The organism is Neorhizobium sp. PAMB6716, from assembly GCF_058242805.1.
In genome coordinates, this window is the sequence record NZ_CM177835.1 from 3,455,920 (window position 1) to 3,482,613 (window position 26,694).

Consider the following 26,694-nt stretch of genomic DNA (forward strand, 5'->3'; position numbering starts at 1 on the left):
GATCAATCCACCCGGTCGCGCCAGGCTTTCTGCGCCTCTTCGACCGGAAGCGCCGTTGCCTCGAACACGCCGCGTGCGACCGCGCGGGCAAAGGTGAGCGTTGCCAGATGGCATAGCATCATGAAGTCGAGCGGGTCCTGAAGCGCGTGTTTGCCGGTTGACGCGGCAAAAACCGTATCGCCATCGGCCGGCAGATGGGCGGGCAGGATGGCACGCGCCAGCCCGTCATGCGCCATGATCGACAGGCGATGCGCCTGCGCCTTGGTAAGGATTGCATCGGTGACTACAAGGCCGATGGTGGTGGCCTTAAGGTTCACGCCCTTGAGGCGCATGGATATATCGCCGGCTGTGAATGTGGCGGGCAGGCCAAGACCACCGAACTCTTGCCCCTCTTCGAAGGGGGCTGCCCAGAAATGCCGGCCGTCTCCCACCGTTGCCGAGCCGAGCGCATTGACGGCCACCAGCGCTGCAATCCGGTGTCCGCTGGCCGTGATCGCGCTTGCCGAGCCAAGCCCGCCCTTGAAGGTTGCCGTCGTGGCGCCCGTGCCGGCCCCCACGGTTCCAAGCGCAAAAGATCCCTTGGCCGCCGCCTTGAAGGCATCGTAGCCCATGTTGCGATAGGGAGAATGCAGACCCCAATCCTTGTTGCCGCCGTTCAGCAGATCCATGAGGATCGCCTGCGGCACGATGGGCACCCGCGTGGTGCCGACCTGAAGCCCGCGACCGATTTCGCGAAGTCCCGCCTGCACGCCGCCGGCTGCATCGAGCCCAAAGGCCGATCCGCCTGACAGCACCAGCGCATCCACCTTTTCAACTGTCAACGATGGATCGAGCAGCGCCGTATCGCGTCCGCCCGGCGCACCACCCAAGACGATGCCGGAGGCAATGGCCGGTTCATCAAAAACCACGGTGGTAACGCCGGAGCCAAGCGCGAGGTCAGTAGCATGGCCAACGCTCACGCCGTCGATGTCGGTGAGGAGATTGAGGGAGGCGGTCATGGGGTGGGGTCCTTTTACGTCATCGGCGATTCGGCCCGAAGACTAACGCGTTGCGCGGCCCCTGTCGTGGAGGGGGCAACGGCACCGCCGCTGCCCCATCGATTTGCACTCAGGCGATATCGAACTTCACGCCCTGCGCCAGCGGCAATGTGCGGCCGTAGTTAAAGGTGTTGGTGGCCCGGCGCATATAGGCCTTCCACGAATCAGAGCCCGATTCGCGACCGCCGCCGGTTTCCTTTTCGCCGCCGAAGGCTCCGCCGATTTCAGCGCCTGATGGGCCGATATTGACATTGGCAATGCCGCAATCGGAGCCGCGGGCGGAAATGAAGGTTTCGGCCTCGCGCATGTCATTGGTGAAGATCGAGGAGGACAGGCCCTGCGGCACGTCGTTATGGAGGGCCAGCACCGCGTCGAAATCGGAATATTTGACCACGTAGAGGATCGGCGCAAACGTTTCCTCGATCACCGGGCCGCATTGCGAGGGCATTTCGACGATGGCCGGGCGCACGTAATAGGCCTCAGTTGCTTCATCGGCTAAGACGCGATCTCCACCGGTCACGCTGCCACCTTCGGCCTTTGCGGCCTCCAGCGCTCCCTGCATCTTGTCAAACGCTGCCTTGTCGATCAGCGGTCCCACAAGATTGCCGTCCACCATCGGGTTGCCGATGGTGACCGACTGATAGGCTTTTTGCAGGCGCGGCACGAGGTTGTCGTAGACGCTTTCATGCACGAAAAGACGGCGAAGCGAGGTGCAGCGCTGGCCGGCGGTGCCCATGGCCGAAAAAGCGACGCCGCGCAGCGTCAGGTCGAGATCCGCCGTCGGGGTGACGATTGCAGCGTTGTTGCCGCCAAGTTCCAGGATGGCGCGGGCAAAACGCTTGGAAAGGCGCGGGCCAACGGCACGTCCCATGGCCGTGGAGCCGGTAGCCGAGACGAGCGGCACCTTCGGATGGTCGACCAGCACTTCGCCGATCTCGCGCCCGCCGATCAGCAGTGTCGAGAGATTGGCCGGAGCCTTGCCGCCTTCTGCGATGAAGCGAGCGAGCGCCTTTTCAAAGATTGCCTGCGTGGCAACTGCTGTCAGCGGCGTCTTTTCCGATGGCTTCCACACGGTGGAATTGCCGCACACAATCGCCAGCGCCGCATTCCATGCCCAGACGGCAACGGGGAAGTTGAAGGCGGAAATAATGCCGGTGACGCCGAGCGGGTGCCAGGTTTCCATCATGCGGTGTTCGGCACGTTCGGTGGCGATGGTGAGGCCATAAAGCTGGCGCGACAGGCCGACAGCGAAATCGCAGATGTCGATCATTTCCTGCACTTCGCCGAGGCCTTCGGAGGTGATCTTGCCCACTTCGATGGAAACGAGGCGGCCGAGATCGGCCTTTGCCGCACGCAGTTCCTCGCCGAGCAGGCGGATCAACTCGCCGCGCTTCGGTGCCGGCACCTGGCGCCATTCCAGAAAGGCCTGATGCGCGGCATCGATGGCCTTTGTCGTATCGGGCGCGGAAATTTCCGGCAGGCGGCCGATTTCCGTGCCTGTGATTGGCGAGCGAACGGCAAGCGTACCGCCGGTATAGGCGGTCGTCTCGACGCCGAGCTTCTGGAGAATGGCAGCGGTTTCGGCGCTAAGGTTGAGCGTGGCGAGGGTCATCTTTGTCCTTCTCGTCTTTCTGTAGGGGTCATCTTTGATATCTGTCCGGTGCTGGTCGAACCCTTAGGCTCTAGAACCGGTCACCGGTAAAATGGGCAATCTGCGCGCCCGCTTCATAATAGGCTTCCTTCAGCGTGCGAAAGGCCGGGTCCTTCGGCGCGCTGAGAGGCAGGGGAAGATCCTCTTCGCCCATCTCGCCCAGCACATGGCGCGAAAGGACCTGGCCAAACACGGTGCCGGGTGAAATTCCACGCCCGTTATAACCGGAAAAACCGATGACGCGATCAGCGAATTTGTGGAAGCGGGGGAGCGCATTGTCGGTCATGCCGATCTGGCCATACCATTCCGCCTCGAACGCCACGTCGCCCAGTTGCGGAAACAGCCGGGCAAGGGCGCGCTTGGCCCAGTTGCGGTGAATGGCAGCGCCGGTGCCGCGAAGCGCACCGACCGAGCCGAACACCAGCCGCCCGCGCGCATCCATGCGGAAGGAGGATAGGATTTCCTTCGTATCCCAGCACCCTTCGCGCTCCGGCAGGATGGAGCGGCGCAGATTGTCGGACAGCGGCACGGTGGCGAAATTGAAATAGGGCAGATGCACCTGTTCGGTGCGCACCGCCTTGAACGGGCCGGTCGTATAGGCATCGGTGGCGACGATCACCCAGTCGGCGATGACGGACCCCTCAGGCGTTTCCACCGTGTGGCGCCCTTGCGCCTGACGCCAGCCGATGGCCGGGCTTTGCGTGTAGAGGGCGACACCCGCCTTGACGGCGGCATGGGCAAGCCCGCGCGCATAGGCCAGCGGCTGCAGCGTGCCCGCGCGCATATCGAGAAGCGCACCATGATAGGCGCGGGTGCCGATCCGCCGTTCGGTTTCTGCTGCATTGAGCACGCTGACCGGCGCGCCGCGCACCTGCCACTGGCGGGCGCGGTCTTTGATTTCCGTCAAGCCCTCCTCGCCGACAGCGCAATGCAGCGTTCCGGTGCGCGTCAGTTCGCAGTCGATGCCATGGCGGTCGATCAGCGCCATCACCGCCTGCGGGCCGTTGCCGAGCAGATCGAGCAGCCGCTCGCCATGCGTTTCACCCAAAACGCCCGGAAGATCGTCGGGCATCACCCACATGCCGGCATTGATCAACCCGACATTGCGCCCGGCACCGCCAAAACCGATTTCCTTTGCCTCCAGAAGCACCACCGTGCGCCCGGCTTCAGCCAGATGAAGGGCTGCCGAAAGACCGGTATAACCGCCGCCGATGATGACCACGTCAGCATTGGCCGTCCCTTTGAGGACGCGGGTTTCCGGCGGGGCGGGGGCGGTCTTTTCCCAGAGGCCATGGGAGCGGGGATCGTTGAGCATGGGGGATGTCCGGATGAGGCGGGCCGGAGGGTTCCGGAAAGCCGCAGCTCGTATCTTTACAGCCGGCTTCTGCCAGTGAATATCGAATTCTTCTCAACAGTTCATTCTCTGGAGGAATGACCATGCTGCCGCCCCGGCGTTTCCTGCCATCCTTTTCGCTGCTGGCCGCGTTCGAGGCCGCTGCCCGCACCGGTAGCGTTACGGCGGCGGCCCAGGAACTCGGCCTCACCCAGAGCGCTGTCAGCCGCCAAATCTCGGCGCTTGAAAAGCAGCTGGACGTAGCGCTGTTCCTGCGTGAACGCCAGACGATCCGCCTGACGATTGCCGGCGATACCTATGCCCGCGAGGTGCGCGAGGCCTTGCGGCGCATTTCCAACGCCTCGCTCAATCTGCGTGCCAATCCATCCGGCGGCACGCTCAACCTTGCCATCCTGCCCTTTTTCGGCACGCGCTGGCTGACGCCGCGCATGCCGCACTTTCTCGATGCCTATCCGGGCATGGTGGTGAACCTCATCACCCGGCTCGAACCGTTCGATTTCCGCTTCGACACGCTGGATGCCGCCATTCATTTCGGTCCGCCGCGCTGGCCGGGAGCAACGCTTGTGACGCTGATGGGCGAAGAGGTGGTTGCAGCCTGCAGCCCGGATTTTTTCGCCCGGTACTGCCTTAAAGGGGCCGGCGATCTGCTGAAGGCACCGCTCCTTCATCTGAACTCGCGCCCCGATGCCTGGGAGATGTGGTTTCGCCAGCAGGGCGTCGCGTTCGATGCCCTGCACGGCATGCTGTTTGACCAGTTCATCACCATGGCGGAGGCGGCAACCGCCGGCCTTGGCGTGGCGCTTTTGCCGCGCGTGCTCATTGCGCGCGAACTGCAGCTTGGCCAGCTGGTCGAGGCAGTGCCCGACACGGATATGCGCACGGGAGATTATCACCTGGCCTACCCGCCGGACCGGGCAAACTATCCGCCGCTGGTGGCGTTTCGCGATTGGCTTCTCAGCGAGATCGGCAAGGACCGGCTTGCGCGCTCTGACCGCATCGGCCAATAGTCGGCAACCATCACCAGATCGTCAAAGCCGATCCGAGGAGAAAAACCTGCCATGAAGCCGATTTTCGTTCAGTTGCGCTGTGCGCCGGGAACCACTTACGAAGTGGCGGATGCCATCTACAAGACCGAGCTTGTGTCCGAGCTTTATTCCACCAGCGGTGACTGGGATCTGCTGTTGAAAATCTATCTGCCGGAAGGCGAGGAAATCGGCCGCTTCGTGAATGAGAAGATCGCCACCATTCCCGGCATCGAGCGTTCGCTGACGACGCTGACCTTTACCGCCTTCTGAAAGCCCGCAGCACCCATGAAAAAGCCGCCCGGGCCAGAGGCTGGGCGGCTCGATTTTGGCCCCATCGGGTCAGTCTCAGGCGACCGCAGCAGTCGCGATCGCTTCGCTCTGGGCACGGACATGGTTGCGGATCGCAAGACGAACCTCGTCTGCGGACGCAAACCGTTGTTCGTCCAGATCGATGACGTGAAACTTCACGGCGATGAACTTCAGGCGGTCCTGATCGGGCACGACGATGCCGACAGGCTCGCCGCCGTATTCGATAACCTGCTTTTGCATGGTCATACTCCTGGTGTGGCTGTTCAAGACAGCACGACGAATTGACTTTTCAGATCCTTGGAAGGTGAAGCGTCACATTCGACAGCACGGGGTGGAGAAAATTCCCGCGCGTTTCACATCATGCGCACGCCAACGAAGGGCAGCACTGCGGACGGATTTCGACATGTCACTCTCCCTGTTGGTGTTGCGCTCTTCCGGACGAGCGAAATTTCAGCTTGTCCTTGATGGCGGACCATATGTGAGTCGATCGGCAACTTCAATCGAATTCCTGTCTACCTAGAATTTTTTTCCGTTTGATGACAGGAGTAAGGCGGATTTGAGAAATCCTGTTCGCCGATCTGCCGTGTTTCACGGATGGCTCACGCAGGCTCCGCCTCTGGGGCGGCGGCCTTCTCGTCGACTGCGTCGAAAGACCCGGCTTCAGGGCGAAGCTTCAGAAGCACCGCCACAAGCGCTTCCGTCAGCCGGTCGGCACTTTTGCGCGTGAGACAAAGCGGTGCTGCAAGTTCCAGTCGATCGCCACTATGCGGGCGTGGCACAAGAATGCCGTGGGCAGCCAGTTGCCGCGCGAGATCGAAGGAGGAGAGCGATTCGTCGGGTAGCAGCAAGTCAACCGCCAAGCCCTCGACCTCGACAGTCAACAGGTCCGGCATCCAACTGCCGATCTTTTGAAGCTGCTCGCCGAGATAAACTGCCGTGGCGCCCGCCCGTTCACGGATTGCGCCATCGCCGAGGGTGTCCAGTACGGCGCAACCCACCCGGCAGGCGACGGCACCCGGCAAAACGGCTGCCGGCGGGGTTTCAATGGCGGCATATGCGGCCTTCACTATGACCGCAGCAAGCGCTTCTCCCGGCACCGGCGAGCCGGTCACGATGATGTCAGGCATTGTTTCCTCGCGCTCGAAGCGCCAGAGGGGCGTTCCCAGCCGGCCAAGGCCGTGGCGACGTTCATCCGCGATAACAAGCATTTTGACGTCATCGGAAAATTGCGCGGCAAGCGTCTCGGCCATGGCGATGGCCGAGGCTTCGTCGGTCAGGGTCAGAATTTCAAAACCATCGGGCAGCAGGCTGCGCAGGGCCGCACGGAAATCCGCCTCGGCTTGTGTATCCTGAAGGCCGGCAAGCGTCATCCATTGGCGATAGGCCGCCTCCGCCATGTCGGCATTGCCGTGGCCCAAAAGTCCGGCGGCACCGGAAAGATCGACGAAGGAACGGCCCTGGCCGTCAAAAACGGCATCCTGCCAGCCGCGTGCCAGCGGTTGCCGGCTGGCGGAGGGCGCATCGAGATCACGCCCGAACAGGAGCGAGGGAGACAGCACGAGCCGGCTCCACAGCCGCGCATAGCGGGCAGGGGCAAACAAAGGCGGCAGAAGGTCGGCGGCGCGGCAGATGCGGATGCGAAGCCCCCCGACAGCACCGTCGCTGCCGGCGACCACGCCGAGCCTGTCTCCGGCAAACAGCGCCGTGCCATCGACAAGCACGCTGTCCAGCCCCTCAAGATAAAGGCTTGCCTCCTTGGCCACCAGCACCAGCCTGTTCTCAACGAGATGCACGATGCCACCCATCGGCGCCACGGCGACGATGCCTGCCGGCACGCAGAGATCCACGTGCAGCGCATAATTTTCGGCTTCCTGACCGCCGGCTGCTTCGGCGCGCGAAAACCTGTATTCGCCAAACCGGGTTGCCCCCATGCGGCTATCCCAGGCAATGCGGGCCAGAAGCCGCCAGTCGATATCCGGGTCCTGCCAGTTGCCCTCGGCAAACAGCGGGCTTGTCACGGAGAGATCAACGACGCGGATCGCATCGGCATCGATCTCCGGCAGCAGCAGGCCCAGTTCCGGCGCGGCCTCGCGTGGCCATTCCACCGCATCCAGAATGGCGGCGTCCATGAAGGCGGGATGCACGGCGGTTGCACGGGAAAACAGGTCGCGCGCTTGCTGGCGGGCGCTGAGCGTCTCGTCACTTTCGGCAAACACGGCCTCGTGTTCCGCCTTTGCCCGCAACAGGCCGATGCGAATCAAGGTCAATGGCCACAGCGCCTTCAGTTCCTCCTCGACAAGCGGCAGTTCCTGATGGAAGCCGGCGACGGCGGGCAGGAAGTCCAGAATATTGGTGTCGCCGGAGACGATCAGATCTGCACAGAGTGCGGCAAGCGATGCGGCGATCCAGCCTTCGCCCAGTGCATCGGCACTGGTGAAGGAGGTCGGGCGCCATCCGCCATCCAGGTTATCCCCCAGCAACTCGGCGCGCACCGGCTGGTGATGCACGATGCGGATGCGAAGCTGCGGGCCGATCGGCTGGATCTGGCGCAGCGCCGCCACCATGGTTTTTGCCACCGGATCGCGCACAGACGAATCCCCCACCGCGCGTAAAAGCTTGACCACGGTCGGGCCGGCCTGGCGAAGATCGCGGGACGAGGTGAGAGAAGGCGGCTGTTCGCCATCTTCGCCGGATTTGTCGGTTTCGAGCGCAAGGATAAGCCGTGCTGCAAACTGGCCAAGTGCGCGGGCCTCTGCGGGGGACGGCGCCCGCCTGGTCGGAAGGGCTTGGCCATCCGGCAGACGCAGAAGCCGTGCCCAGCAGGGTGTTTCGCCCTCTTCCGTTTGGAGCGACACGACGAAGGCGTCATAGGTGTCGCGGATGGGCAGCGGACCCTGGACCAGGTCCTGACGCTCGATCAGGCTATCGAGCACATCCGCCTGATGTTGGAAGCGCGCCCGTTCAGCCTCATCGTCGGTGAAATCCAGACGATAGGAAAGGTCGTCATAGGCAAACGTAAACGCTTGAGGATTGCCGACGATCGGCATGATCTCACCGGAGAGCCCGTAAGACCGCGCCAGTACATCGTCCGGGTCGGGAAAAACGGGCTGTTCGATGACGTCTTGCGCCTGATCTGGCTGAACGGTGACCATTCGCGTCTCCCCACGGACGATTAAGGGGGAGAAGATTAGCGCGCTGGCAGGGTCCGTCCATAGGTTTCGTAATAAAATTGGGCATTTAGCGGTTAAATTGAAGCCCGCCTGTGCCAAATGTGGATCATGTCGGTGCCGCGGGCAGCCGCGGGCGTTGGGGCGCGGATGTCTGGCTCTCCCGAATTTGATCGTCCAAGGGGGTATTGGTGGAGGACGCAGGCCGCGTATCGCTCTATGTGGGATCGCTAAGGCCTGCGATGGTATTGCTGAACGTGGCCGTGTTGCAAAGATGAACAGAGGGAAACCAGTATGCACCCTAGCCGTGGCCTGATGAATCGGGCAGCTCTGTTTTTCGTTGTTCTGGTGTCTTCCGGTGCTCAGGCATGGGCGGGCCAGGCGCGCATTCTGGTCGATGCCGCAACCGGGGCCGTCATTGCCTCTGACAATGCACAGGCGTTGAACAGGCCGGCCTCGCTCACCAAGATGATGACGCTGTACCTCACATTCGAGGCGATTTCCCGCGGCAAGCTTGGCTGGGACGAGCAGATCCCGATGTCACGCCACGCAGCCTCCACCGTGCCCTACAAGCTGAATGTTCAGCCGGGCGGAACGGTCAGCGTACGCGACGCCGTCACCGGCATGATCGTGCTGTCTGCCAATGACGCGGCCATCGCCATGGCCGAGCGGCTGGGTGGCAGCGAGGATGCGTTTGCGCAGATGATGACCGAGAAGGCACGGGCGCTTCGCATGACGAACACCACGTTTCGCAACGCCACGGGGCTGACGGCGGACGGGCAGTTTACGACGGCGCGCGACATGGCGGTTCTCGGCATGGCGCTGATGCATCATTTCCCACGTGAATTTTCGCTGTTCAGTACGCGCACGGCGCAGTTTCGCGGCAAACCGCTGAAGGGGCACAACTTCATGCTCGACCTCTATCCGGGCGTCGATGGCATCAAGACCGGTTATACCAGCGCTTCCGGTTATAATGTCGTGACCTCCGTGCAGAAGGGACGCCAGCGTTTTATCGGCGTGGTGATGGGGGGAGCGACCGCCGACGCGCGCGACCAGCAGATGGTGCAACTCTTCCAGCAATATCTTGCCAATCCCGCCCCGACGACACCGGGCGCCGGCGCAACGGTCGGTGCCGCCATCGGGCTTTATTGACGGAAGCGGCGCCTGTGGCGTCAGACCTTGGGCGGGTAAAGATGCTCCTCGCCGCGAAAATCGCTCACCGAATAACAGCCCTCGCCGAGCGGGCGAATGGCGCTGCGGCCGATATCCGCCTTGCCATAGCCGCCTGGAATATCCAGCACATAGGTCGGCTGGCAAAGGCCGGAGACATGGCCGCGAAGGGCCGCCACGATGCGCTGGCCTTCGGCAATGTCGAGGCGAAAATGGCTGGTGCCGGGGGCAAGGTCCGGGTGATGCAGGTAATAGGGTTTGACGCGGGCCTCGACAAAGGCGCGCATCAGATCCGCCAACACTTTCGGGTCGTCGTTGATGCCCTTCAGCAGCACCGTCTGGCTGACCATGGCAATGCCGGCCTCGACCAGCCGCGCACAGGCGGCGCGGGCACTTTGCGTCATCTCGCGGGGATGGTTGGCGTGCAGCGCCACATAGGTCACCTTGCCGCTGTCTTTCAGCGCGCCGATCAGCGCGTCATTGATCGCTTCCGGATCGACCACCGGCACGCGGCTGTGAAACCGGATGATTTTGACATGCGGGATGTCTTTGAGACCGCCAAGGATTTCTGACAGCCGGCGCGGTGACAGAACCAGCGGATCGCCACCGGTCAGGATCACCTCCCAGATTTCCGGGTGCGCGCGAATATAGTCGAAGGCCTGGCCAAGCTCCGGCGCAGACAGTGTGCCATCGCCGGAGGGGCCGACCATTTCACGGCGAAAGCAGAAACGGCAATAGACCGGACAGACATGCACCGCCTTCAGGAGCACGCGGTCGGGATAACGATGCACGACACCCTTGACCGGCGAATGGGCGCCATCGCCGATCGGGTCCTCGCGCTCTTCCGGCATGATATCGAGTTCGCGAAGATCGGGCAGGAACTGAAGGCCAATGGGATCTGCCGGGTCGGCCGGATCAATGAGGCGCGCCATGGCAGGTGTGACGGCCACGGCATACCGGTCAGCAACTTGATGCGCTGCCTCAACCCCTTGAGCGTCGAGGAGGCCCGCGCCGGCAAGATCTTCAGGTGTTTTCAGCGCGCGACGGCTTGTCATGGGCCGGTATCCGCCACGGGCGCCCACATCACCTGCTCGATATGCGTGGCCCCTGTCGCCAGCATCACCAGCCGGTCGAAGCCGAGCGCAATGCCGCTTGCCTCCGGCATGATAGCAAGGGCTGCGAGAAAATCCTCGTCTAGCGGATAGGTCTCGCCATAGACCCGCTGTTTTTCCGCCATTTCCGCTTCGAATCGCAGTCTTTGTTCGCCAGCATCCGTCAGCTCGCCAAACGCATTGGCAAGCTCCACGCCGCAGGCATAAAGCTCGAAGCGTTCGGCAACGCGGGCATCGTCGGCGGCAGGCCGCGCAAGGGCTGCCTCGCAGATCGGATAACGGTCGAGAATGGTGGCGCGGCCATCCCCCAGGTTCGGCTCGATCTTTTCAAGAAGTACGCGGCTGAACAGGTCCGTCCAGGTGTCATCTTCGGCGGTGCGGATGCCGGCTTTCAGAAGCCCGGCGCGCAGATGTGCCCGGTCTGTCTCGCCGTTTTCCGAAACCGAGGCGAGAAGATCGATCCCGGCAAAACGCTCGAACGCGTCGGCAACGCTCAGCCGCTCCGGTTCGGCAAACGGATACATTTTCCGCCCGCGAAACTGAAATGACCGCGTGCCGGCGGTTTCGGCGGCAAGGGCGATGAGCTGTGCGCTGTCTTCCATCAGGCGTTCATAGGTCTCACCGGTGCGGTACCATTCCAGCATGGTGAATTCCGGGTGGTGCAGCGGCCCGCGCTCGCGGTTGCGATAGACATGGGCAAAGCAGGCGATGCGACGTTCGCCGGCGGCCAGCAGCTTCTTGCAGGCAAATTCCGGCGATGTGTGCAGGTGCATCCGGGTCGCCTCACCATCCGTCGTCAGGGCATCCGTTGAAAAGGCATGCAGATGCGCCTCGTTGCCGGGGGAAACCTGAAGCGTTGCCGTATCGACCTCGACGAAATCAGCCTCTTCGAAGAACCGGCGGAACCGTGCCTGGATGCGATTGCGGCCGATCAGCAGCGGACGGCGATCGGCATGGATGTCCGGTCGCCACCAGGCAGGGCGCGAAGGAGGAGAGGCGTGGGGCAAATCTGGCTCCATGGACGGGCTTTATTCCAGGCCTTGACGTGCGAAGGCTTTCTATTTCCGCCAATTTAAGGTAGTTGCGCCCGGGAAAACAGATCAAGCGTGTCAGAGGCCGGCGGAAGGCTGGACCTCTACGACGCATTCTGCGAACTGACAAGCCAAGGCAGTCACAAGGAAATCCAATGGTCAAGGTAATCGCCTCTTCCGTCCGCAAGGGCAACGTCCTCGATGTCGATGGCAAGCTCTACGTCGTGCTCACCGCCGAAAACTTCCACCCCGGCAAGGGCACGCCCGTGACGCAGGTCAACATGCGCCGCATCGTCGATGGCGTGAAGGTGTCGGAGCGCTGGCGCACGACCGAACAGGTGGAGCGCGCCTTCGTGGAAGACGTCAACCACCAGTTCCTCTACCAGGACGGCGAAGGTTTCCACTTCATGAACCCCGAGAATTACGACCAGGTGGTCGTGGATGTCGAAACCATGGGTGACCAGAAGGTTTTCCTGCAGGAAGGCATGACCTGCATCCTGTCCATGCACGAAGGTATTGCGCTTGCCCTGCAGCTGCCGCGCCATGTGACGCTCGAAATCGTCGAGACCGAGCCGGTCGTCAAGGGCCAGACGGCATCGTCGTCCTACAAGCCTGCCATTCTGTCGAACGGCGTGCGCGTCATGGTGCCGCCGCATGTCGACGCCGGCGTTCGTATCGTTGTCGCAACGGAAGACAATTCCTACGTGGAACGTGCCAAGAGCTGAGTTTTTGTGACAGGGCGGACGTTGCCGAAAGGCTGCGTCCGGTTCGTATCTCTTCAGAATGCACCGGCCATGAAAAACCCCGCAGCTTCGATGAAGCTGCGGGGTTTTTGTTTTGTTTTGTTGAAGCGGATGCGTTTCAGCGCTGCGGTGCGTTGGCTGCGGCAACGACAGTCGGGCCCTTGCCCCAGGCATAACCGCCACCAATGGCAACGCTCAGTGTCACGTAATCCTGCGCCTGCTGCTGGATGGCAGCGGCAAGACTGGCCTGTGCGGTGGAAACCTGGCGTTGCGCGTCGAGAACGTCGAGCAGCGAGGAGGCACCATCGCGGTAGCTTGCGGTGGAAAGCGACAATGCTTCTTCGTAAGAGCGCACGGTATCACGCAGAGCGGCCACGGTGCGGCCGTCGCGGGTAATGGCGGCCAGTGCGTTTTCCACTTCCTCGACGGCGCTGAGCACCGTGCTCTTCCAGGAGAGATAGGATTCGCGGGCCTGCGATTCGGCCGAACTCAGGTTGGCGCGCAACTGGCCACCATCAAAGATCGGCAGGTTCAGCGTCGGGCCGAAGGACCAGCTCAGGCGACCGGCTTCTGCGCCGGAAATGCGCGTATAGCCAGGGGTGATCGAGCCGCCGAGGCTGATGCTCGGATAAAGCTGGGCTTCGGCAACGCCGATGGAGGCAACGGAAGCGGCAAGTGTGCGCTCTGCTGCGCGAATGTCCGGGCGGTTGCGGATGAGGTCAGCTGGAATGCCGGACTTCGGATTGACGCGTGCGACCGGCTGTCCGCCACCCTTCTGCAGGTCTGCCACCAAGGATGAAGCGGGAAGCGCCAGAAGCGTTGCAACGCGGTGCGACGCCTGGCGGAAGCTGGTTTCAAAGCCCGGAATATCGGCAAGCGTCGAGTTGACCAGACCTTCGGCCTGCACGACGTCGAGACGCGAGGCGGCGCCGGCTTCCAGCTGAAGCTTGGTCAGATCCAGCGTCTCGCGGCGGGACTTGAGGTTCCGCTGGGCGATTGCGATACGCTCCTGGTAATAGCGCACATCGATATAGGCCGAGGCGACCGACGACAGCAGCGACAGGCGCGCAGTATCAACATTGGCATAGGCGACGTCGAGCGAGGCAAGCGCACTTTCCTTGTTGCGCTTGTAGCGACCGAAGAGATCAAGCAGCCAGGAAACATCGAGTGTTCCGGAGGCTGACGAGGTGGGCGAAGTGTTCGCCGTGTTGCGGAACCCCTGGGCGCCGCTACGCTCGGCCTGCGAGGAAAGCGTCAGGCTTGGCAGGGCGGATGCGCCGGCAACCACCACATTGGCCTCAGCCTGATTGATGCGTTCAAGCGCCTGAAGAATGGACAGGTTCTGATCAAGACCCTGCTTCATGAAGCCATCAAGGCGGCGGTCGCGGAACGCTGTCCACCAGGCTTGCTGGGAAAGGTCACCGTTGCTTGCCACGCCACCTTCGGCGAATTTCACCGGAAGGGTAATTTCCGGCGCCTTGTGGTCTGGCCCGAGCACGCAGCTTGAAAGCAGAAGCATGACGAGGGGAGCTGCTGCGCGAATGGAAGTCATGAGTACACCCTGTTTGGCGATGATTGCTTTCATCGAACTCTTATTTTGATGCCCCCGGCCTTTCGGCCGGAGACGGTACCCGCGATTCGGAATGATTAATGCCCCGCGGCATAAAAGGTTAATTCGCCGTTTTTTTACCGCGTGAAAGCTTCCTGACCACCACGAAAAATGAGGGTACGAAGAAAATTCCAAGGAGTGTTGCAGAAAGCATACCCCCGAGCACGCCGATGCCGATGGAGTTCTGCGCCGCCGAGCCTGCGCCGGTCGCAATGGCAAGCGGAACCACGCCGAGGATGAAGGCAAGCGACGTCATGATGATGGGACGCAGGCGAAGTTTTGCCGCCTCAAGCGTTGCCTCCATCAGGCCGATGCCGGCCATCTGTCGGTCCTTGGCAAACTCCACGATCAGGATCGCGTTCTTTGCCGCAAGGCCGATTGTGGTGAGCAGGCCCACCTTGAAATAGACGTCGTTCGACTGGCCAAACAGGGTCGCTGCCGCCACGGCACCGAGAACGCCGATCGGCACCGCCATGATGACGGAGAAGGGGATCGACCAGCTTTCATAAAGGGCTGCAAGGCAAAGGAAGACGACGAGAAGCGACAATGCGTAAAGCATCGGCGCCTGCGAGCCGGACAGACGTTCCTGATAGGATATGCCCTGCCAGGCGACGGTGTAGCCACCGCCGAGATTGGCCGTCAGGTTCTCCATGGCGTCCATCGCCGTGCCGGAACTGACGCCGGGGCCGGCGGAACCTTCCATGGAAATGGCGCTGACGCCGTTGAAGCGGCTGAGGGTAGGCGCTCCACTGACCCATTGTGGCTTGATGAAGGATGAGAAGGGCACCATTTCGCCGCTCTCGTTGCGGGCATACCAGCTGTTGATGGCATCCGACTGCATGCGATAGGGCGCATCACCCTGCACATAGACCTTCTTCAACTCGTTGTTCAGCGTGAAATCATTGACGTCGCTGCCGGCAAAGATCGTCGACAGCATGGAATTGACCGTGGCGATGTCGAGGCCCATGGCCCCCATCTTCTCCTGGTCGAGCAGGAATTTCAGCTGGTTTTCCGCCGGCGGGCTGTTGGATCTGAGCGCCGTGACGGACGGATTGCTGTTGCCTGCCTGAAGAAGTGTCTGAGAGGCCGAGGTCAATGCATCGACCCCGGTTTTACCGCTGTCGACGAGATACATCGAAAAGCCGCTGGAATTGCCAAGGCCTGGGATAGCCGGCGGTTGCAGCGGGAAGACCCGGGCATCGCGAAGGGTGAAAAAATAACCCATGGCGCGCCCGACAACGGCGGATGCGGCAAGCTTCGGATCGGTGCGTTGGTCGAAATCCTTCAGCTTTGCAAACACCATGGCATAGTTCTGCCCGGAGCCGGTGAACGAAAAGCCGTTGACCGCAAACACGTCCTGGATCGCATCCGGTTCCTTGTCGAGATAATAGTCCTCGATCTTCTTGACGACTTCTTCGGTGCGCGCCGTCGTTGCGCCGTTCGGCAATTGCGCGATGGTGAACAGAACGCCCTGGTCTTCCTGTGGCAGGAAGGACGTGGGAAGCCGCAGGAAGAACCAGGCGCAACCGCCGATGATGACGGCAAACATCAGCATCACGCGGAGCGGCCGCTTGAGGAAATAGCCGATAGTGGCGACATATCCGCCCGTCGTTCGGTCGAAATTGCGGTTGAACCAGCCGGCAAGCCCGCGTCTTGGGCCGTGATGGGCCGGCTTCAGCATGGTGGCGCAGAGCGCCGGCGTCAGCACGATGGCAACCAGCGCCGACAAAAGCATGGCCGACACGATGGTGACGGAGAACTGGCGGTAGATGATGCCTGTCGATCCGCCGAAGAAAGCCATCGGAATGAAGACGGCGGTCAGCACAAGCGCGATGCCGACAATCGCGCCGGTAATCTCGCCCATGGATTTTTCCGTCGCCTCCAGCGGCGAGAGCCCCTCCTCGGTCATGATGCGCTCGACGTTTTCCACGACGACGATGGCATCATCGACGAGAAGACCGATGGCGAGCACCATGGCGAACATGGTGAGCGTATTGATCGAGTATCCGGTGAGCGCCAGGATCCCAAACGTGCCGAGAAGAACCACGGGCACGGCAATCATCGGGATGAAGGTTGCCCTGAGGTTCTGCAGGAAGACCAGAAGCACGACGAAGACGAGGATGATCGCCTCGATCAGCGTGTGCACCACTTTTTCGATCGACAGCTGCACGAAGGGCGAGGTGTCGTAGGGATAGGTGATGATGACGTTTTCCGGCAGCGACGGTCCAACGGATTCCAGCGCGGTTTTGACGCGGGATGCGGTGTCGAGCGCATTGGCGCCTGTCGCCAGATTGACGGCAAAGCCGGTGGCCGGGTTCCGGTTCGACCGGGTGCCGGTGGAATAGCTTTCCTGGCCGATTTCGATGCGGGCGACATCCGACAGGCGCACGGTTGCCCCGCCCGTTTCGGTCTTCAGGATGATGGCCCGGAAGTCTGCCACGGTCTGCAACTGGCTCTGCGCGGTGACCGTGACATTCAGCTGCTGGCCTTCGACCACCGGCTGGGCGCCGATCGAGCCGACGGACACCTGCGTATTCTGGGCGCGAATGGCAGAGGTCACATCGGTCGGGGTCAGCTGAAACTTGTTGAGCTTGAACGGATCGAGCCAGACACGCATGGCATAACCGGTGCCGAACACCTGCACGCTGCCAACGCCTTCCAGGCGCTTGATCTGGTCTTCGATCTGGGTGGAGAAGATGTCGCCAAGCTCGACGGGCCGGCGCTTTCCATCGGTGGAGACAAGCGCTCCGACGAGCAGGATGCTGGAGGTGGTGCGCTCGACGGACAGGCCGTTGGTCTGCACCACATCCGGCAACTGCGATTGCACCAGCTGCAGCTTGTTCTGCACCTGCACCTGGGCGATGTCAGGATCGATCGTGTTGCCGAAGGTCAGCGTTACCGTCGCAGAACCGGTGCTCGACGAGGATGTCATATAGGTGAGGTCGTCGAGACCGGTCATGCCGTCCTCGATGATTGTTGTCACCGACTTTTCCACCGTTTCGGCGCTGGCGCCGGTATAGGTGGCCGAGATGCGAACGGTTGTCGGCGCAATTTCCGGATACTGCGCGATGGACAGCGTGGAGATCGCGAGCCCGCCGCCGAGCATGATGACGATTGCAATCACCCATGCAAAGACCGGGCGTCGGATGAAGAACTTGGCCATTGGTTATCCCTTAACGCCTGAATTTCCGTGCAGACAACCGGTCATGGTTTTACTGCGGGGGTGGCGGCAGGGGCCGCGGCGGCTTCAACGACGAAGCCCTTTTCATCGACCTTGGCATCGACGGGCGCAACGGTCGCGCCCTCGGCAATCGACTGGAAGCCATCGACGATCAGCTTGTCGCCCTCTTTGATGTTCTCGGTCACCAGCCAGTTGTTGCCGGATACCTGGCTCTGCTCGAAGGTTCGCGTTTCCACCTTGTTTTCTGCCGTTACGAACTTTGCCGAAAGCAGGCCGGTGGCACTGCGCGTTGCGGCGCGCTGTGGGATGAGGTAGCCGTCTTCATATCCGACCGTGACCGTCGCACGCATGTATGTGCCGGGCAGGATCAGATTGTCCGGATTGTCGAAGACGGCGCGGATCTGGTAGGTCCCGGTGGTTTCGCTGACGGCGAGTTCTGCCATGTCCAGCTTGCCGGTCTTGTCGTAATTCGTCCCATCTTCCAGCGTCAGCTTGATGTCGGCCTGGGTGGGATTGCCCTTCAGGCGACCGGCTGCGATGGCCGAGCGCAGTTCCAGCAGATTGGCGCTGGAATCGTTGAGGTCGACATAGATCGGGTCGAGCCGGCGCAGCGTCGTCAGCGCCGTCGTCTGGTTGGCGGTGACGATGTTTCCGATGCTGACGGTGGAGATCGTCGTTACGCCATCGAACGGCGCCTTGATTTCCGTATAACCGACATTGATCTGCGCCGATTGCAGCGCAGCCTTTGCCTGGGCCACGTCGGCCTGAGCCTGGAGAAGCGTCACGCGGGCGTTTTCGTACTCGATCTGCGTTGCGCCGCTGTTGACCAGCCGCTCATAGCGATTGAGATTGGCCTGTGCGCTCGGCACACTTGCCTCGGCCTTGGCAAGGGTCGCCTTCGCCTCTTCAAGCAGCGCGACATAGGTGTCGTCATCGATCTTGTAGAGGAGATCGCCTTGCTTGACCGCACTGCCTTCCTTGAAGGTGATCTTTTCGATCATGCCGTTGACGCGCGGACGGATCTCCGCGGTCTGGTAAGCGACGGCGCGTCCGGGCAGAACCCGTGTCACCGGCTGTTCGCCCTCAATCATCGTCACGACGCTGACCTTTGACGGTGGCCGCTGCTGGCCCGCTGCCCCGGCCCCGCCGCCTGCTCCTTGTCCGGATTTCCCCTGGTCACTGCACCCGGCGAGCGCGATGGACAACAGAAGCGGAACGATAATACGGCGTGCGGTCATGATGACATCCAGATTGGGGGCATGTGAAACGGTGCGTTGCAACGAAGTGTGGCGCGCACCTCCCGTTCCGGCAAGCCAAAATAAGCTCGAGCGGGTCGGGTATTCGCGACATTCATCAAGTGACGTAATTTAGATACCGTCACTTAGCAAGGGGATTTTGCAGTGCCGCATTCACGAGGCTTACAAGTTCCTCGCATTTCGCAGCGATTTCCGCGCGCGGGCGGCGTGTCAGGAAAACCGGATGCAGGACGCTGGCAAAGGCAGAGGCGGCCACGCGCCCGCTGCGCCCGGGGTCCTTGCTATAATAGATGCCCGTCTCGACACCGTATCGGATCAGGTCGGAGAACAGCGTCTCGATCATCTGTTCATACCGTTTGCCGCTCTCGATTTCGGCTTCCGACAAATGAAAGATCATCTCGAGCATGAAATGGTTCTCGGCAATTGCTTCGATATGCAGGTCCATCAGGCCGAAGGCCAGCGCCTTCAGCCTGTCCGGCGCCGGCCCTTCCAGATGGAACGCTTCCACCCGCTCGGACATGATGCTGATATGGCGCCCGCAGATCGCATCCGCGAGCGCCACCTTGGAATGAAAATGCTTGAAGACATTGGCGGGCGACATGGAGAGTGCCTGGGCGATATGGGCAATCGAGCAGCCGGAGACGCCACGCGTGCGAAACAGCGTCTCGGCAGTGTCGAGGATTTCCGCTCTTGTATCTTCTGCCCGTCGCCTGGGTCTGCGCACCATGTCCTCCTGCCGCTGCAAACGGTCTCCTCTCAACTGAAATAGGGCGCAAGGTTTGCGCGCACACGGGCGAGCACATCGGTATCTGTGCTGACCGGCGTGATCGTCTGCCCGGTGATGCTCTGAAAAGCCTTGCGGTAAACCTCTGCCGTCGCCTCCACCAGTTCGTCCGGAATAACCGGAATGTCGTCCTGATAGGGGTCGCAGCGCTCGGCAACCCATGCTCGCACGAAATCCTTGTCAAAGCTCTCCGGACGTTCGCCTGCTTCGAAGCGCGCCTGATAGGTATCGGCGATCCAGTAACGGCTGCTGTCGGGGGTATGGATCTCGTCGGCGAGAATGATGGTGCCGGCCTCGTCGACCCCGAATTCATACTTGGTATCGACGAGGATGAGGCCCCGCTCTGCCGCAAGCGCCTGGCCGCGGGCAAACAGCGCAAGCGCATAAGTGCTCACCGTCTGCCACTGTTCTTTTGTCAGAAGGCCCGCCTCGATAATCTCTTTCTCCGATAGCGGCTCGTCATGGCCACCATCGAAGGCCTTGCTGGTCGGTGTGATCACCGCCTGCGGCAGGACCTGATTGTCGCGCAACCCATCGGGCAGGGACAGACCATAGATGTCGCGACGGCCTTTCTTATAGAGTGTCAGCAAGGATGTGCCCGTCGTGCCGGCGAGATAACCGCGCACGACAATCTCCACCGGCAGGATATCGAGCCGCTTGCCGATGACCACATTGGGATCGGGATAAGACAGCACATGGTTGGGGCAGATGTCGGCGGTCTTTTCAAACCAGTAACGTGCCGTCTGCGTCAGAACCTGCCCCTTGTCGGGGATAACGGCGAGGTTGCGGTCAAAGGCGCTCAGTCGGTCGCTGGAGATGATGATGCGGCGCCCGTCCGGCAGATCGTAATTGTCGCGGACCTTGCCACGGTAATAATTCGGGAGTTCGGCAATGAAGGCTTCGGCAAGAACATGCACGGACTGATCTTTCCTATAGGAGGCCGCAGGGCGCGCGGCTGGGCGTTGGCAGACGTGAAGGCTGGAGGGCGTCTGTCGGGAAGGCCTTTCTATCGCATGGCATCCCCTGTCAGGACAAGCGGCAGGCTGTGAGGGCTATAAGGAGGTGCTGTCGGTTTCTCCAGGATCGCCTTTGACCTGCGAGCAGGACCCTCTTGTTCAGCCGTTTGTGTGGCATTTCGCACCAGGATGCCGAGGCGGTGGACGGGGATCACCGGCATCGGTGCTCACTCTCCACGCTATAGCCCGCTCCATTTGCGTCTCTGTGGTGTCTGGCCGGCCGGATTTCCCCCTTCCTTTAGGTAATGACGGGAGCGTGACGAAATTTCCCCCACGATTTCAATGCCTTCCTCGATTTTCTGGATTTCGCGAAACTTGTGTGTTGACGGTTCGGGGAGTGGGATCTATAAGCCACATCACTGACGAGGGCGGCGGCGCTGCTAGCGACGAAGTCCTTCGTTCTTGGGTTTCCGAGGAAACCTTGTGAGACATTCAAATTGAAATTGGCGGATTTGCTGATTTTGGGGCCGGGTTTCGGTTTGGCTCTTGGGTGTTTATCGACTGCGGGTTTTGGCTTTGTGGTCTGTTTTTTGACAATTGAATATGAGAAGAAAGAGAAACGTGGTCGGCGGAGTTTCGCGGACGGTTCGATAAGGACTGTCTTTGGATACGATTACAGACGGTCACGTTTTGATATGAGAACACCAGGTTATTGGCGCAGTGATGCGGTGATGACCGAGTGAGTTCTCGTCGATTCAGAACATAAAGTGATTAGTCTCGATTGAATTCTCAACTTGAGAGTTTGATCCTGGCTCAGAACGAACGCTGGCGGCAGGCTTAACACATGCAAGTCGAACGCTCCGCAAGGAGAGTGGCAGACGGGTGAGTAACGCGTGGGAATCTACCGTGCCCTGCGGGATAGCTCCGGGAAACTGGAATTAATACCGCATACGCCCTTTGGGGGAAAGATTTATCGGGGTATGATGAGCCCGCGTTGGATTAGCTAGTTGGTGGGGTAAAGGCCTACCAAGGCGACGATCCATAGCTGGTCTGAGAGGATGATCAGCCACATTGGGACTGAGACACGGCCCAAACTCCTACGGGAGGCAGCAGTGGGGAATATTGGACAATGGGCGCAAGCCTGATCCAGCCATGCCGCGTGAGTGATGAAGGTCTTAGGATTGTAAAGCTCTTTCACCGGAGAAGATAATGACGGTATCCGGAGAAGAAGCCCCGGCTAACTTCGTGCCAGCAGCCGCGGTAATACGAAGGGGGCTAGCGTTGTTCGGAATTACTGGGCGTAAAGCGCACGTAGGCGGATATTTAAGTCAGGGGTGAAATCCCGCAGCTCAACTGCGGAACTGCCTTTGATACTGGGTATCTTGAGTATGGAAGAGGTAAGTGGAATTGCGAGTGTAGAGGTGAAATTCGTAGATATTCGCAGGAACACCAGTGGCGAAGGCGGCTTACTGGTCCATAACTGACGCTGAGGTGCGAAAGCGTGGGGAGCAAACAGGATTAGATACCCTGGTAGTCCACGCCGTAAACGATGAATGTTAGCCGTCGGCAAGTTTACTTGTCGGTGGCGCAGCTAACGCATTAAACATTCCGCCTGGGGAGTACGGTCGCAAGATTAAAACTCAAAGGAATTGACGGGGGCCCGCACAAGCGGTGGAGCATGTGGTTTAATTCGAAGCAACGCGCAGAACCTTACCAGCTCTTGACATGCCACGATCGCTACGGAGACGTAGTTTTCCCTTCGGGGACGTGGACACAGGTGCTGCATGGCTGTCGTCAGCTCGTGTCGTGAGATGTTGGGTTAAGTCCCGCAACGAGCGCAACCCTCGCCCTTAGTTGCCAGCATTAGGTTGGGCACTCTAAGGGGACTGCCGGTGATAAGCCGAGAGGAAGGTGGGGATGACGTCAAGTCCTCATGGCCCTTACGGGCTGGGCTACACACGTGCTACAATGGTGGTGACAGTGGGCAGCGAAGGAGCGATCCTGAGCTAATCTCCAAAAGCCATCTCAGTTCGGATTGCACTCTGCAACTCGAGTGCATGAAGTTGGAATCGCTAGTAATCGCGGATCAGCACGCCGCGGTGAATACGTTCCCGGGCCTTGTACACACCGCCCGTCACACCATGGGAGTTGGTTTTACCCGAAGGTAGTGCGCTAACCGCAAGGAGGCAGCTAACCACGGTAGGGTCAGCGACTGGGGTGAAGTCGTAACAAGGTAGCCGTAGGGGAACCTGCGGCTGGATCACCTCCTTTCTAAGGAAGCCTGGAATGGTAAGACGACAGACACGATCTTCGGGTCGGCTCTGTATGAACCTTCCTCATGCTTTTTAGAACATAGATCGGACCAGTCAGGTCACGATCGCAAACGAAATACGCCGTCGGCTCTCGGGCTTACGGTATGGCGGAACCCGCCGTCCACGTTTCTCTTTCTTCAAAAGGATATTGACCATTGGTTTGCGCTCACGCGTCTGTTCGCCTGTCTTCGACAGGCTGACGCTCCGCGAGGGCGCCGGACGTCCGGCGACGGACTACCGTCCTGTACTGGCAATCTGATCTTTAGGCTTTCGGGTCTTGGGGTTTTTGTGCTGGTGCATTGAGATGGGCCCGTAGCTCAGTTGGTTAGAGCACACGCTTGATAAGCGTGGGGTCGGTAGTTCGAGTCTACCCGGGCCCACCAATTTTGGTCCTGAGGCTTTGGCTTTAGGGCGTTGGTTTGATGGTTTACCTGATCCTGGCGGCAAGTTCGTCAGGTGTTTGCGATGGTTGGGGCTGTAGCTCAGCTGGGAGAGCACCTGCTTTGCAAGCAGGGGGTCAGCGGTTCGATCCCGCTCAGCTCCACCAATCTCAATTTGGTGTCGAGACGAGCGTCTGGACGGCAATATCCTTTGAAGAAAAACGTGTTTGCACGCTGCTTTTGAGCAGATGTGCCTGTTCTGCCTATATTGTGAAGAGAAGATTGATCTGGAGGCTTCCAGGTGTTTTGGGTTTTTGACCCGAGATGTCCGATGCCGGTTCCAATGATGTCGTTGATGGCCTAGCCGGCCGGATACGAAAGAGGGATCGGAGAAGGTAGGAAGCTTGTCACTCTGGTCGTCTGTTGTTGGTGACGCAAGTCACCTCTGATGGATCACTGATGATCGTTGCCTGACCGCGCGATCCCGGATTTAATCTCGAGAAGCTGGTCTTAAGACAAGCTGCAAGCGAGCTGCTCGGCGTAGCTCCAATAAAGCAGACTTGTCGAACACGTCGATGGCATCTGAAATAGCCCGGTTGTAAAAGGTAACTGGGTTTGGTGAGGCAGTAGGAATTGGGCAGTAGGCAGTGGGGTTTAGATCCTATTGGCTAATGCCTATTGGCTATTGGCTTTCCATATGGATGAGCATTGGCAATGAGAACGATTAAGTGTCGTAAGGGCATTTGGTGGATGCCTTGGCATGCACAGGCGAAGAAGGACGTGATACGCTGCGAAAAGCCGTGGGGAGCTGCGAATGAGCTTTGATCCATGGATCTCCGAATGGGGCAACCCACCTTAAATGCTTGGGAAATCTGGTGCGCCGATGGCGCACAAGGCAGTAGGAATTAGGCAATAGGCAGTAGGGTTTAGATCCTATTGGCTACTGCCTATTGGCTATTGCCTGCGTCGAAGACGCTCCAGGTTTCCAAGCATTGTGATAAGGTATCTAACTCTGAATACATAGGGGTTAGAAGCGAACGCAGGGAACTGAAACATCTAAGTACCTGCAGGAAAGGACATCAACCGAGACTCCGTAAGTAGTGGCGAGCGAACGCGGACCAGGCCAGTGGCAATGTGAGCTAAAGTGGAACGATCTGGAAAGTTCGGCCGTAGCGGGTGATAGCCCCGTACACGTAAAATACGCATTGTCCTAGAGTAGGGCGGGACACGAGAAATCCTGTCTGAACATGGGGAGACCACTCTCCAAGCCTAAGTACTCGTGCATGACCGATAGCGAACAAGTACCGTGAGGGAAAGGTGAAAAGCACCCCGACAAGGGGAGTGAAATAGAACCTGAAACCGGATGCCTACAAACAGTAGGAGGGCGAAAGCCTGACTGCGTACCTTTTGTATAATGGGTCAACGACTTAGTGTATCTAGCAAGCTTAAGCCGGTAGGTGTAGGCGCAGCGAAAGCGAGTGTTAATAGCGCGTTCAGTTAGATGCATTAGACCCGAAACCGAGTGATCTAGCCATGAGCAGGCTGAAGGTTGGGTAACACCAACTGGAGGGCCGAACCCGCATCTGTTGCAATAGATTGGGATGACTTGTGGCTAGGGGTGAAAGGCCAATCAAACTCGGAAATAGCTGGTTCTCCGCGAAAACTATTTAGGTAGTGCGTCGATCGAATACCCCGGGGGGTAGAGCACTGGATGGGCTATGGGGACTCACCGTCTTACTGATCCTAACCAAACTCCGAATACCCGGGAGTACTAATCGGCAGACACACGGCGGGTGCTAACGTCCGTCGTGAAGAGGGCAACAACCCTGACCTCCAGCTAAGGTCCCCAAGTCATGGCTAAGTGGGAAAGGATGTGAGGATCCCAAAACAACCAGGATGTTGGCTTAGAAGCAGCCATCATTTAAAGAAAGCGTAACAGCTCACTGGTCTAAATAAGGGTCTTTGCGCCGAAAATGTAACGGGGCTAAAGCCATGCACCGAAGCTGAGGATGTGCAGTTTACTGCACGTGGTAGCGGAGCGTTCCGTAAGCCTGCGAAGGAGGACCCGTGAGGGCCTCTGGAGGTATCGGAAGTGCGAATGTTGACATGAGTAACGATAAAGGGGGTGAGAGACCCCCTCGCCGAAAGACCAAGGGTTCCTGCTTAAAGTTAATCTGAGCAGGGTTAGCCGGCCCCTAAGGCGAGGCAGAAATGCGTAGTCGATGGGAACCACGTTAATATTCGTGGGCCTGGTGGTAGTGACGGATTGCGTAACTTGTTCATTCTTATTGGATTGGATGGGCGAGGAAGCGGTTCCAGGAAATAGCTCCATCATTATAGACCGTACCCGAAACCGACACAGGTGGTCAGGTAGAGTATACCAAGGCGCTTGAGAGAACTATGTTGAAGGAACTCGGCAAATTGCACGCGTAACTTCGGAAGAAGCGTGACCCTGCTGTACGCAAGTATGTCAGGGTGGCACAGACCAGGGGGTAGCGACTGTTTATCAAAAACACAGGGCTCTGCGAAGTCGCAAGACGACGTATAGGGTCTGACGCCTGCCCGGTGCTGGAAGGTTAAGAGGAGAGGTGCAAGCTTTGAATCGAAGCCCCAGTAAACGGCGGCCGTAACTATAACGGTCCTAAGGTAGCGAAATTCCTTGTCGGGTAAGTTCCGACCTGCACGAATGGCGTAACGACTTCCCCGCTGTCTCCAACATAGACTCAGTGAAATTGAATTCCCCGTGAAGATGCGGGGTTCCTGCGGTCAGACGGAAAGACCCCGTGCACCTTTACTATAGCTTTACACTGGCATTCGTGTCGGCATGTGTAGGATAGGTGGTAGGCTTTGAAGCGGGGACGCCAGTTCTCGTGGAGCCATCCTTGAAATACCACCCTTATCGTCATGGATGTCTAACCGCGGTCCGTCATCCGGATCCGGGACAGTGTATGGTGGGTAGTTTGACTGGGGCGGTCGCCTCCGAAAGAGTAACGGAGGCGCGCGATGGTGGGCTCAGACCGGTCGGAAATCGGTCGTCGAGTGCAATGGCATAAGCCCGCCTGACTGCGAGACTGACAAGTCGAGCAGAGACGAAAGTCGGTCATAGTGATCCGGTGGTCCCGTGTGGAAGGGCCATCGCTCAACGGATAAAAGGTACGCCGGGGATAACAGGCTGATGACCCCCAAGAGTCCATATCGACGGGGTTGTTTGGCACCTCGATGTCGGCTCATCGCATCCTGGGGCTGGAGCAGGTCCCAAGGGTTTGGCTGTTCGCCAATTAAAGCGGTACGTGAGCTGGGTTCAGAACGTCGTGAGACAGTTCGGTCCCTATCTGCCGTGGGTGTAGGAATATTGACAGGATCTGTCCCTAGTACGAGAGGACCGGGATGGACATATCTCTGGTGGACCTGTTGTCCTGCCAAGGGCATAGCAGGGTAGCTATATATGGAAGGGATAACCGCTGAAGGCATCTAAGCGGGAAACCCACCTGAAAACGAGTATTCCCTATCAGAGCCGTGGAAGACGACCACGTTGATAGGACGGGTGTGGACGTGCAGTAATGCATGAAGCTTACCGTTACTAATAGCTCGATTGGCTTGATCGTTCTCATTGATAA

Annotated in this window: 16 protein-coding genes, 2 tRNA genes and 2 rRNA genes; 8 read left to right on the forward strand and 12 right to left on the reverse strand. The window is 59.8% G+C overall.

Features of this window, described 5'->3' with window-relative positions; all coding sequences use genetic code 11:
• Positions 1 to 2: 2 nt before the first annotated feature.
• The 3 genes from AC4CWH_RS16770 to AC4CWH_RS16780 all read right to left on the reverse strand — a co-directional run bounded on the left by AC4CWH_RS16770 (position 3) and on the right by AC4CWH_RS16780 (position 4,003).
• Positions 3 to 998, reverse strand: a complete 996-nt coding sequence (locus AC4CWH_RS16770) for a P1 family peptidase (protein WP_491319607.1) — start codon at positions 996 to 998, stop codon at positions 3 to 5.
• Positions 999 to 1,107: 109 nt separating this feature from the next.
• Positions 1,108 to 2,649, reverse strand: coding sequence for an L-piperidine-6-carboxylate dehydrogenase (gene amaB, locus AC4CWH_RS16775; RefSeq protein WP_491319608.1), 1,542 nt, complete (start codon positions 2,647 to 2,649; stop codon positions 1,108 to 1,110).
• A 70-nt stretch (positions 2,650 to 2,719) separates the two neighbouring features.
• Positions 2,720 to 4,003 (reverse strand): NAD(P)/FAD-dependent oxidoreductase, encoded by a 1,284-nt coding sequence (locus AC4CWH_RS16780; protein WP_491319609.1) that lies wholly within the window; start codon positions 4,001 to 4,003, stop codon positions 2,720 to 2,722.
• 116 nt (positions 4,004 to 4,119) lie between these two features.
• Here AC4CWH_RS16780 and AC4CWH_RS16785 point away from each other — a divergent pair, with 116 nt between their 5' ends.
• Both AC4CWH_RS16785 and AC4CWH_RS16790 read left to right on the forward strand, forming a co-directional pair.
• A complete protein-coding gene (locus AC4CWH_RS16785; RefSeq protein WP_491319610.1) occupies positions 4,120 to 5,049 on the forward strand; it encodes a LysR family transcriptional regulator in 930 nt (309 codons plus the stop codon).
• Positions 5,050 to 5,100: 51 nt separating this feature from the next.
• Positions 5,101 to 5,337 carry an Lrp/AsnC ligand binding domain-containing protein gene (locus AC4CWH_RS16790; RefSeq protein WP_491283203.1) on the forward strand — a complete coding sequence of 79 codons (237 nt, stop codon included), beginning with the start codon at positions 5,101 to 5,103 and terminating at the stop codon, positions 5,335 to 5,337.
• 75 nt (positions 5,338 to 5,412) lie between these two features.
• Here the strand turns inward: AC4CWH_RS16790 and AC4CWH_RS16795 are convergent, their stop codons facing one another.
• Together AC4CWH_RS16795 and AC4CWH_RS16800 are read right to left on the reverse strand one after the other, a co-directional pair.
• Positions 5,413 to 5,616, reverse strand: a complete 204-nt coding sequence (locus AC4CWH_RS16795; RefSeq protein ID WP_491283204.1) for a hypothetical protein — start codon at positions 5,614 to 5,616, stop codon at positions 5,413 to 5,415.
• 359 nt (positions 5,617 to 5,975) lie between these two features.
• Positions 5,976 to 8,528 (reverse strand): aminotransferase class III-fold pyridoxal phosphate-dependent enzyme, encoded by a 2,553-nt coding sequence (locus AC4CWH_RS16800; protein ID WP_491319611.1) that lies wholly within the window; start codon positions 8,526 to 8,528, stop codon positions 5,976 to 5,978.
• Positions 8,529 to 8,837: 309 nt separating this feature from the next.
• On the opposite strand from AC4CWH_RS16800, the gene AC4CWH_RS16805 reads away from it, so the two are divergent.
• Positions 8,838 to 9,695 (forward strand): D-alanyl-D-alanine carboxypeptidase family protein, encoded by an 858-nt coding sequence (locus tag AC4CWH_RS16805; protein ID WP_491319612.1) that lies wholly within the window; start codon positions 8,838 to 8,840, stop codon positions 9,693 to 9,695.
• 20 nt (positions 9,696 to 9,715) lie between these two features.
• Here the strand turns inward: AC4CWH_RS16805 and AC4CWH_RS16810 are convergent, their stop codons facing one another.
• Both AC4CWH_RS16810 and epmA read right to left on the reverse strand, forming a co-directional pair.
• Positions 9,716 to 10,768: a lysine-2,3-aminomutase-like protein gene (locus AC4CWH_RS16810; RefSeq protein WP_491319613.1), complete on the reverse strand. Its 1,053-nt coding sequence runs from the start codon at positions 10,766 to 10,768 to the stop codon at positions 9,716 to 9,718.
• On the reverse strand, positions 10,765 to 11,832 hold the full coding sequence (gene epmA, locus AC4CWH_RS16815) for an EF-P lysine aminoacylase EpmA (protein WP_491321453.1): 1,068 nt from the start codon (positions 11,830 to 11,832) through the stop codon (positions 10,765 to 10,767). The genes AC4CWH_RS16810 and epmA overlap by 4 nt, the downstream gene beginning before the upstream one ends.
• Positions 11,833 to 12,011: 179 nt before the next feature.
• On the opposite strand from epmA, the gene efp reads away from it, so the two are divergent.
• Complete coding sequence (gene efp / locus AC4CWH_RS16820) at positions 12,012 to 12,581, forward strand: elongation factor P (RefSeq protein ID WP_491319614.1); 570 nt, start codon at positions 12,012 to 12,014, stop codon at positions 12,579 to 12,581.
• A gap of 136 nt (positions 12,582 to 12,717) precedes the next feature.
• Here efp and AC4CWH_RS16825 read toward each other — a convergent pair whose 3' ends face one another.
• The 5 genes from AC4CWH_RS16825 to AC4CWH_RS16845 all read right to left on the reverse strand — a co-directional run bounded on the left by AC4CWH_RS16825 (position 12,718) and on the right by AC4CWH_RS16845 (position 20,346).
• Entirely contained in the window at positions 12,718 to 14,151 is a 1,434-nt protein-coding gene (locus tag AC4CWH_RS16825; RefSeq protein WP_491283211.1) for an efflux transporter outer membrane subunit, read from the reverse strand.
• A 118-nt stretch (positions 14,152 to 14,269) separates the two neighbouring features.
• On the reverse strand, positions 14,270 to 17,371 hold the full coding sequence (locus AC4CWH_RS16830; RefSeq protein WP_491319615.1) for an efflux RND transporter permease subunit: 3,102 nt from the start codon (positions 17,369 to 17,371) through the stop codon (positions 14,270 to 14,272).
• A 41-nt stretch (positions 17,372 to 17,412) separates the two neighbouring features.
• Complete coding sequence (locus tag AC4CWH_RS16835) at positions 17,413 to 18,627, reverse strand: efflux RND transporter periplasmic adaptor subunit (protein ID WP_491319616.1); 1,215 nt, start codon at positions 18,625 to 18,627, stop codon at positions 17,413 to 17,415.
• A gap of 139 nt (positions 18,628 to 18,766) precedes the next feature.
• Entirely contained in the window at positions 18,767 to 19,369 is a 603-nt protein-coding gene (locus AC4CWH_RS16840; protein ID WP_491319617.1) for a TetR/AcrR family transcriptional regulator, read from the reverse strand.
• Between the two features lie 32 nt (positions 19,370 to 19,401).
• The gene (locus AC4CWH_RS16845; RefSeq protein ID WP_491319618.1) at positions 19,402 to 20,346 is read right to left on the reverse strand and encodes a phosphoribosylaminoimidazolesuccinocarboxamide synthase; all 945 of its coding nucleotides are present in this window, start codon (positions 20,344 to 20,346) and stop codon (positions 19,402 to 19,404) included.
• Between the two features lie 829 nt (positions 20,347 to 21,175).
• On the opposite strand from AC4CWH_RS16845, the gene AC4CWH_RS16850 reads away from it, so the two are divergent.
• The 4 genes from AC4CWH_RS16850 to AC4CWH_RS16865 all read left to right on the forward strand — a co-directional run bounded on the left by AC4CWH_RS16850 (position 21,176) and on the right by AC4CWH_RS16865 (position 26,682).
• Positions 21,176 to 22,656 (forward strand): 16S ribosomal RNA (locus tag AC4CWH_RS16850).
• 347 nt (positions 22,657 to 23,003) lie between these two features.
• Positions 23,004 to 23,080: transfer RNA gene (locus AC4CWH_RS16855), tRNA-Ile, on the forward strand.
• Between the two features lie 88 nt (positions 23,081 to 23,168).
• Positions 23,169 to 23,244: transfer RNA gene (locus tag AC4CWH_RS16860), tRNA-Ala, on the forward strand.
• 555 nt (positions 23,245 to 23,799) lie between these two features.
• Positions 23,800 to 26,682: ribosomal RNA gene (locus tag AC4CWH_RS16865) — 23S ribosomal RNA — on the forward strand.
• Together the 16S and 23S rRNA genes with 2 tRNA genes alongside form the textbook arrangement of a ribosomal RNA operon.
• Positions 26,683 to 26,694: the final 12 nt, after the last annotated feature.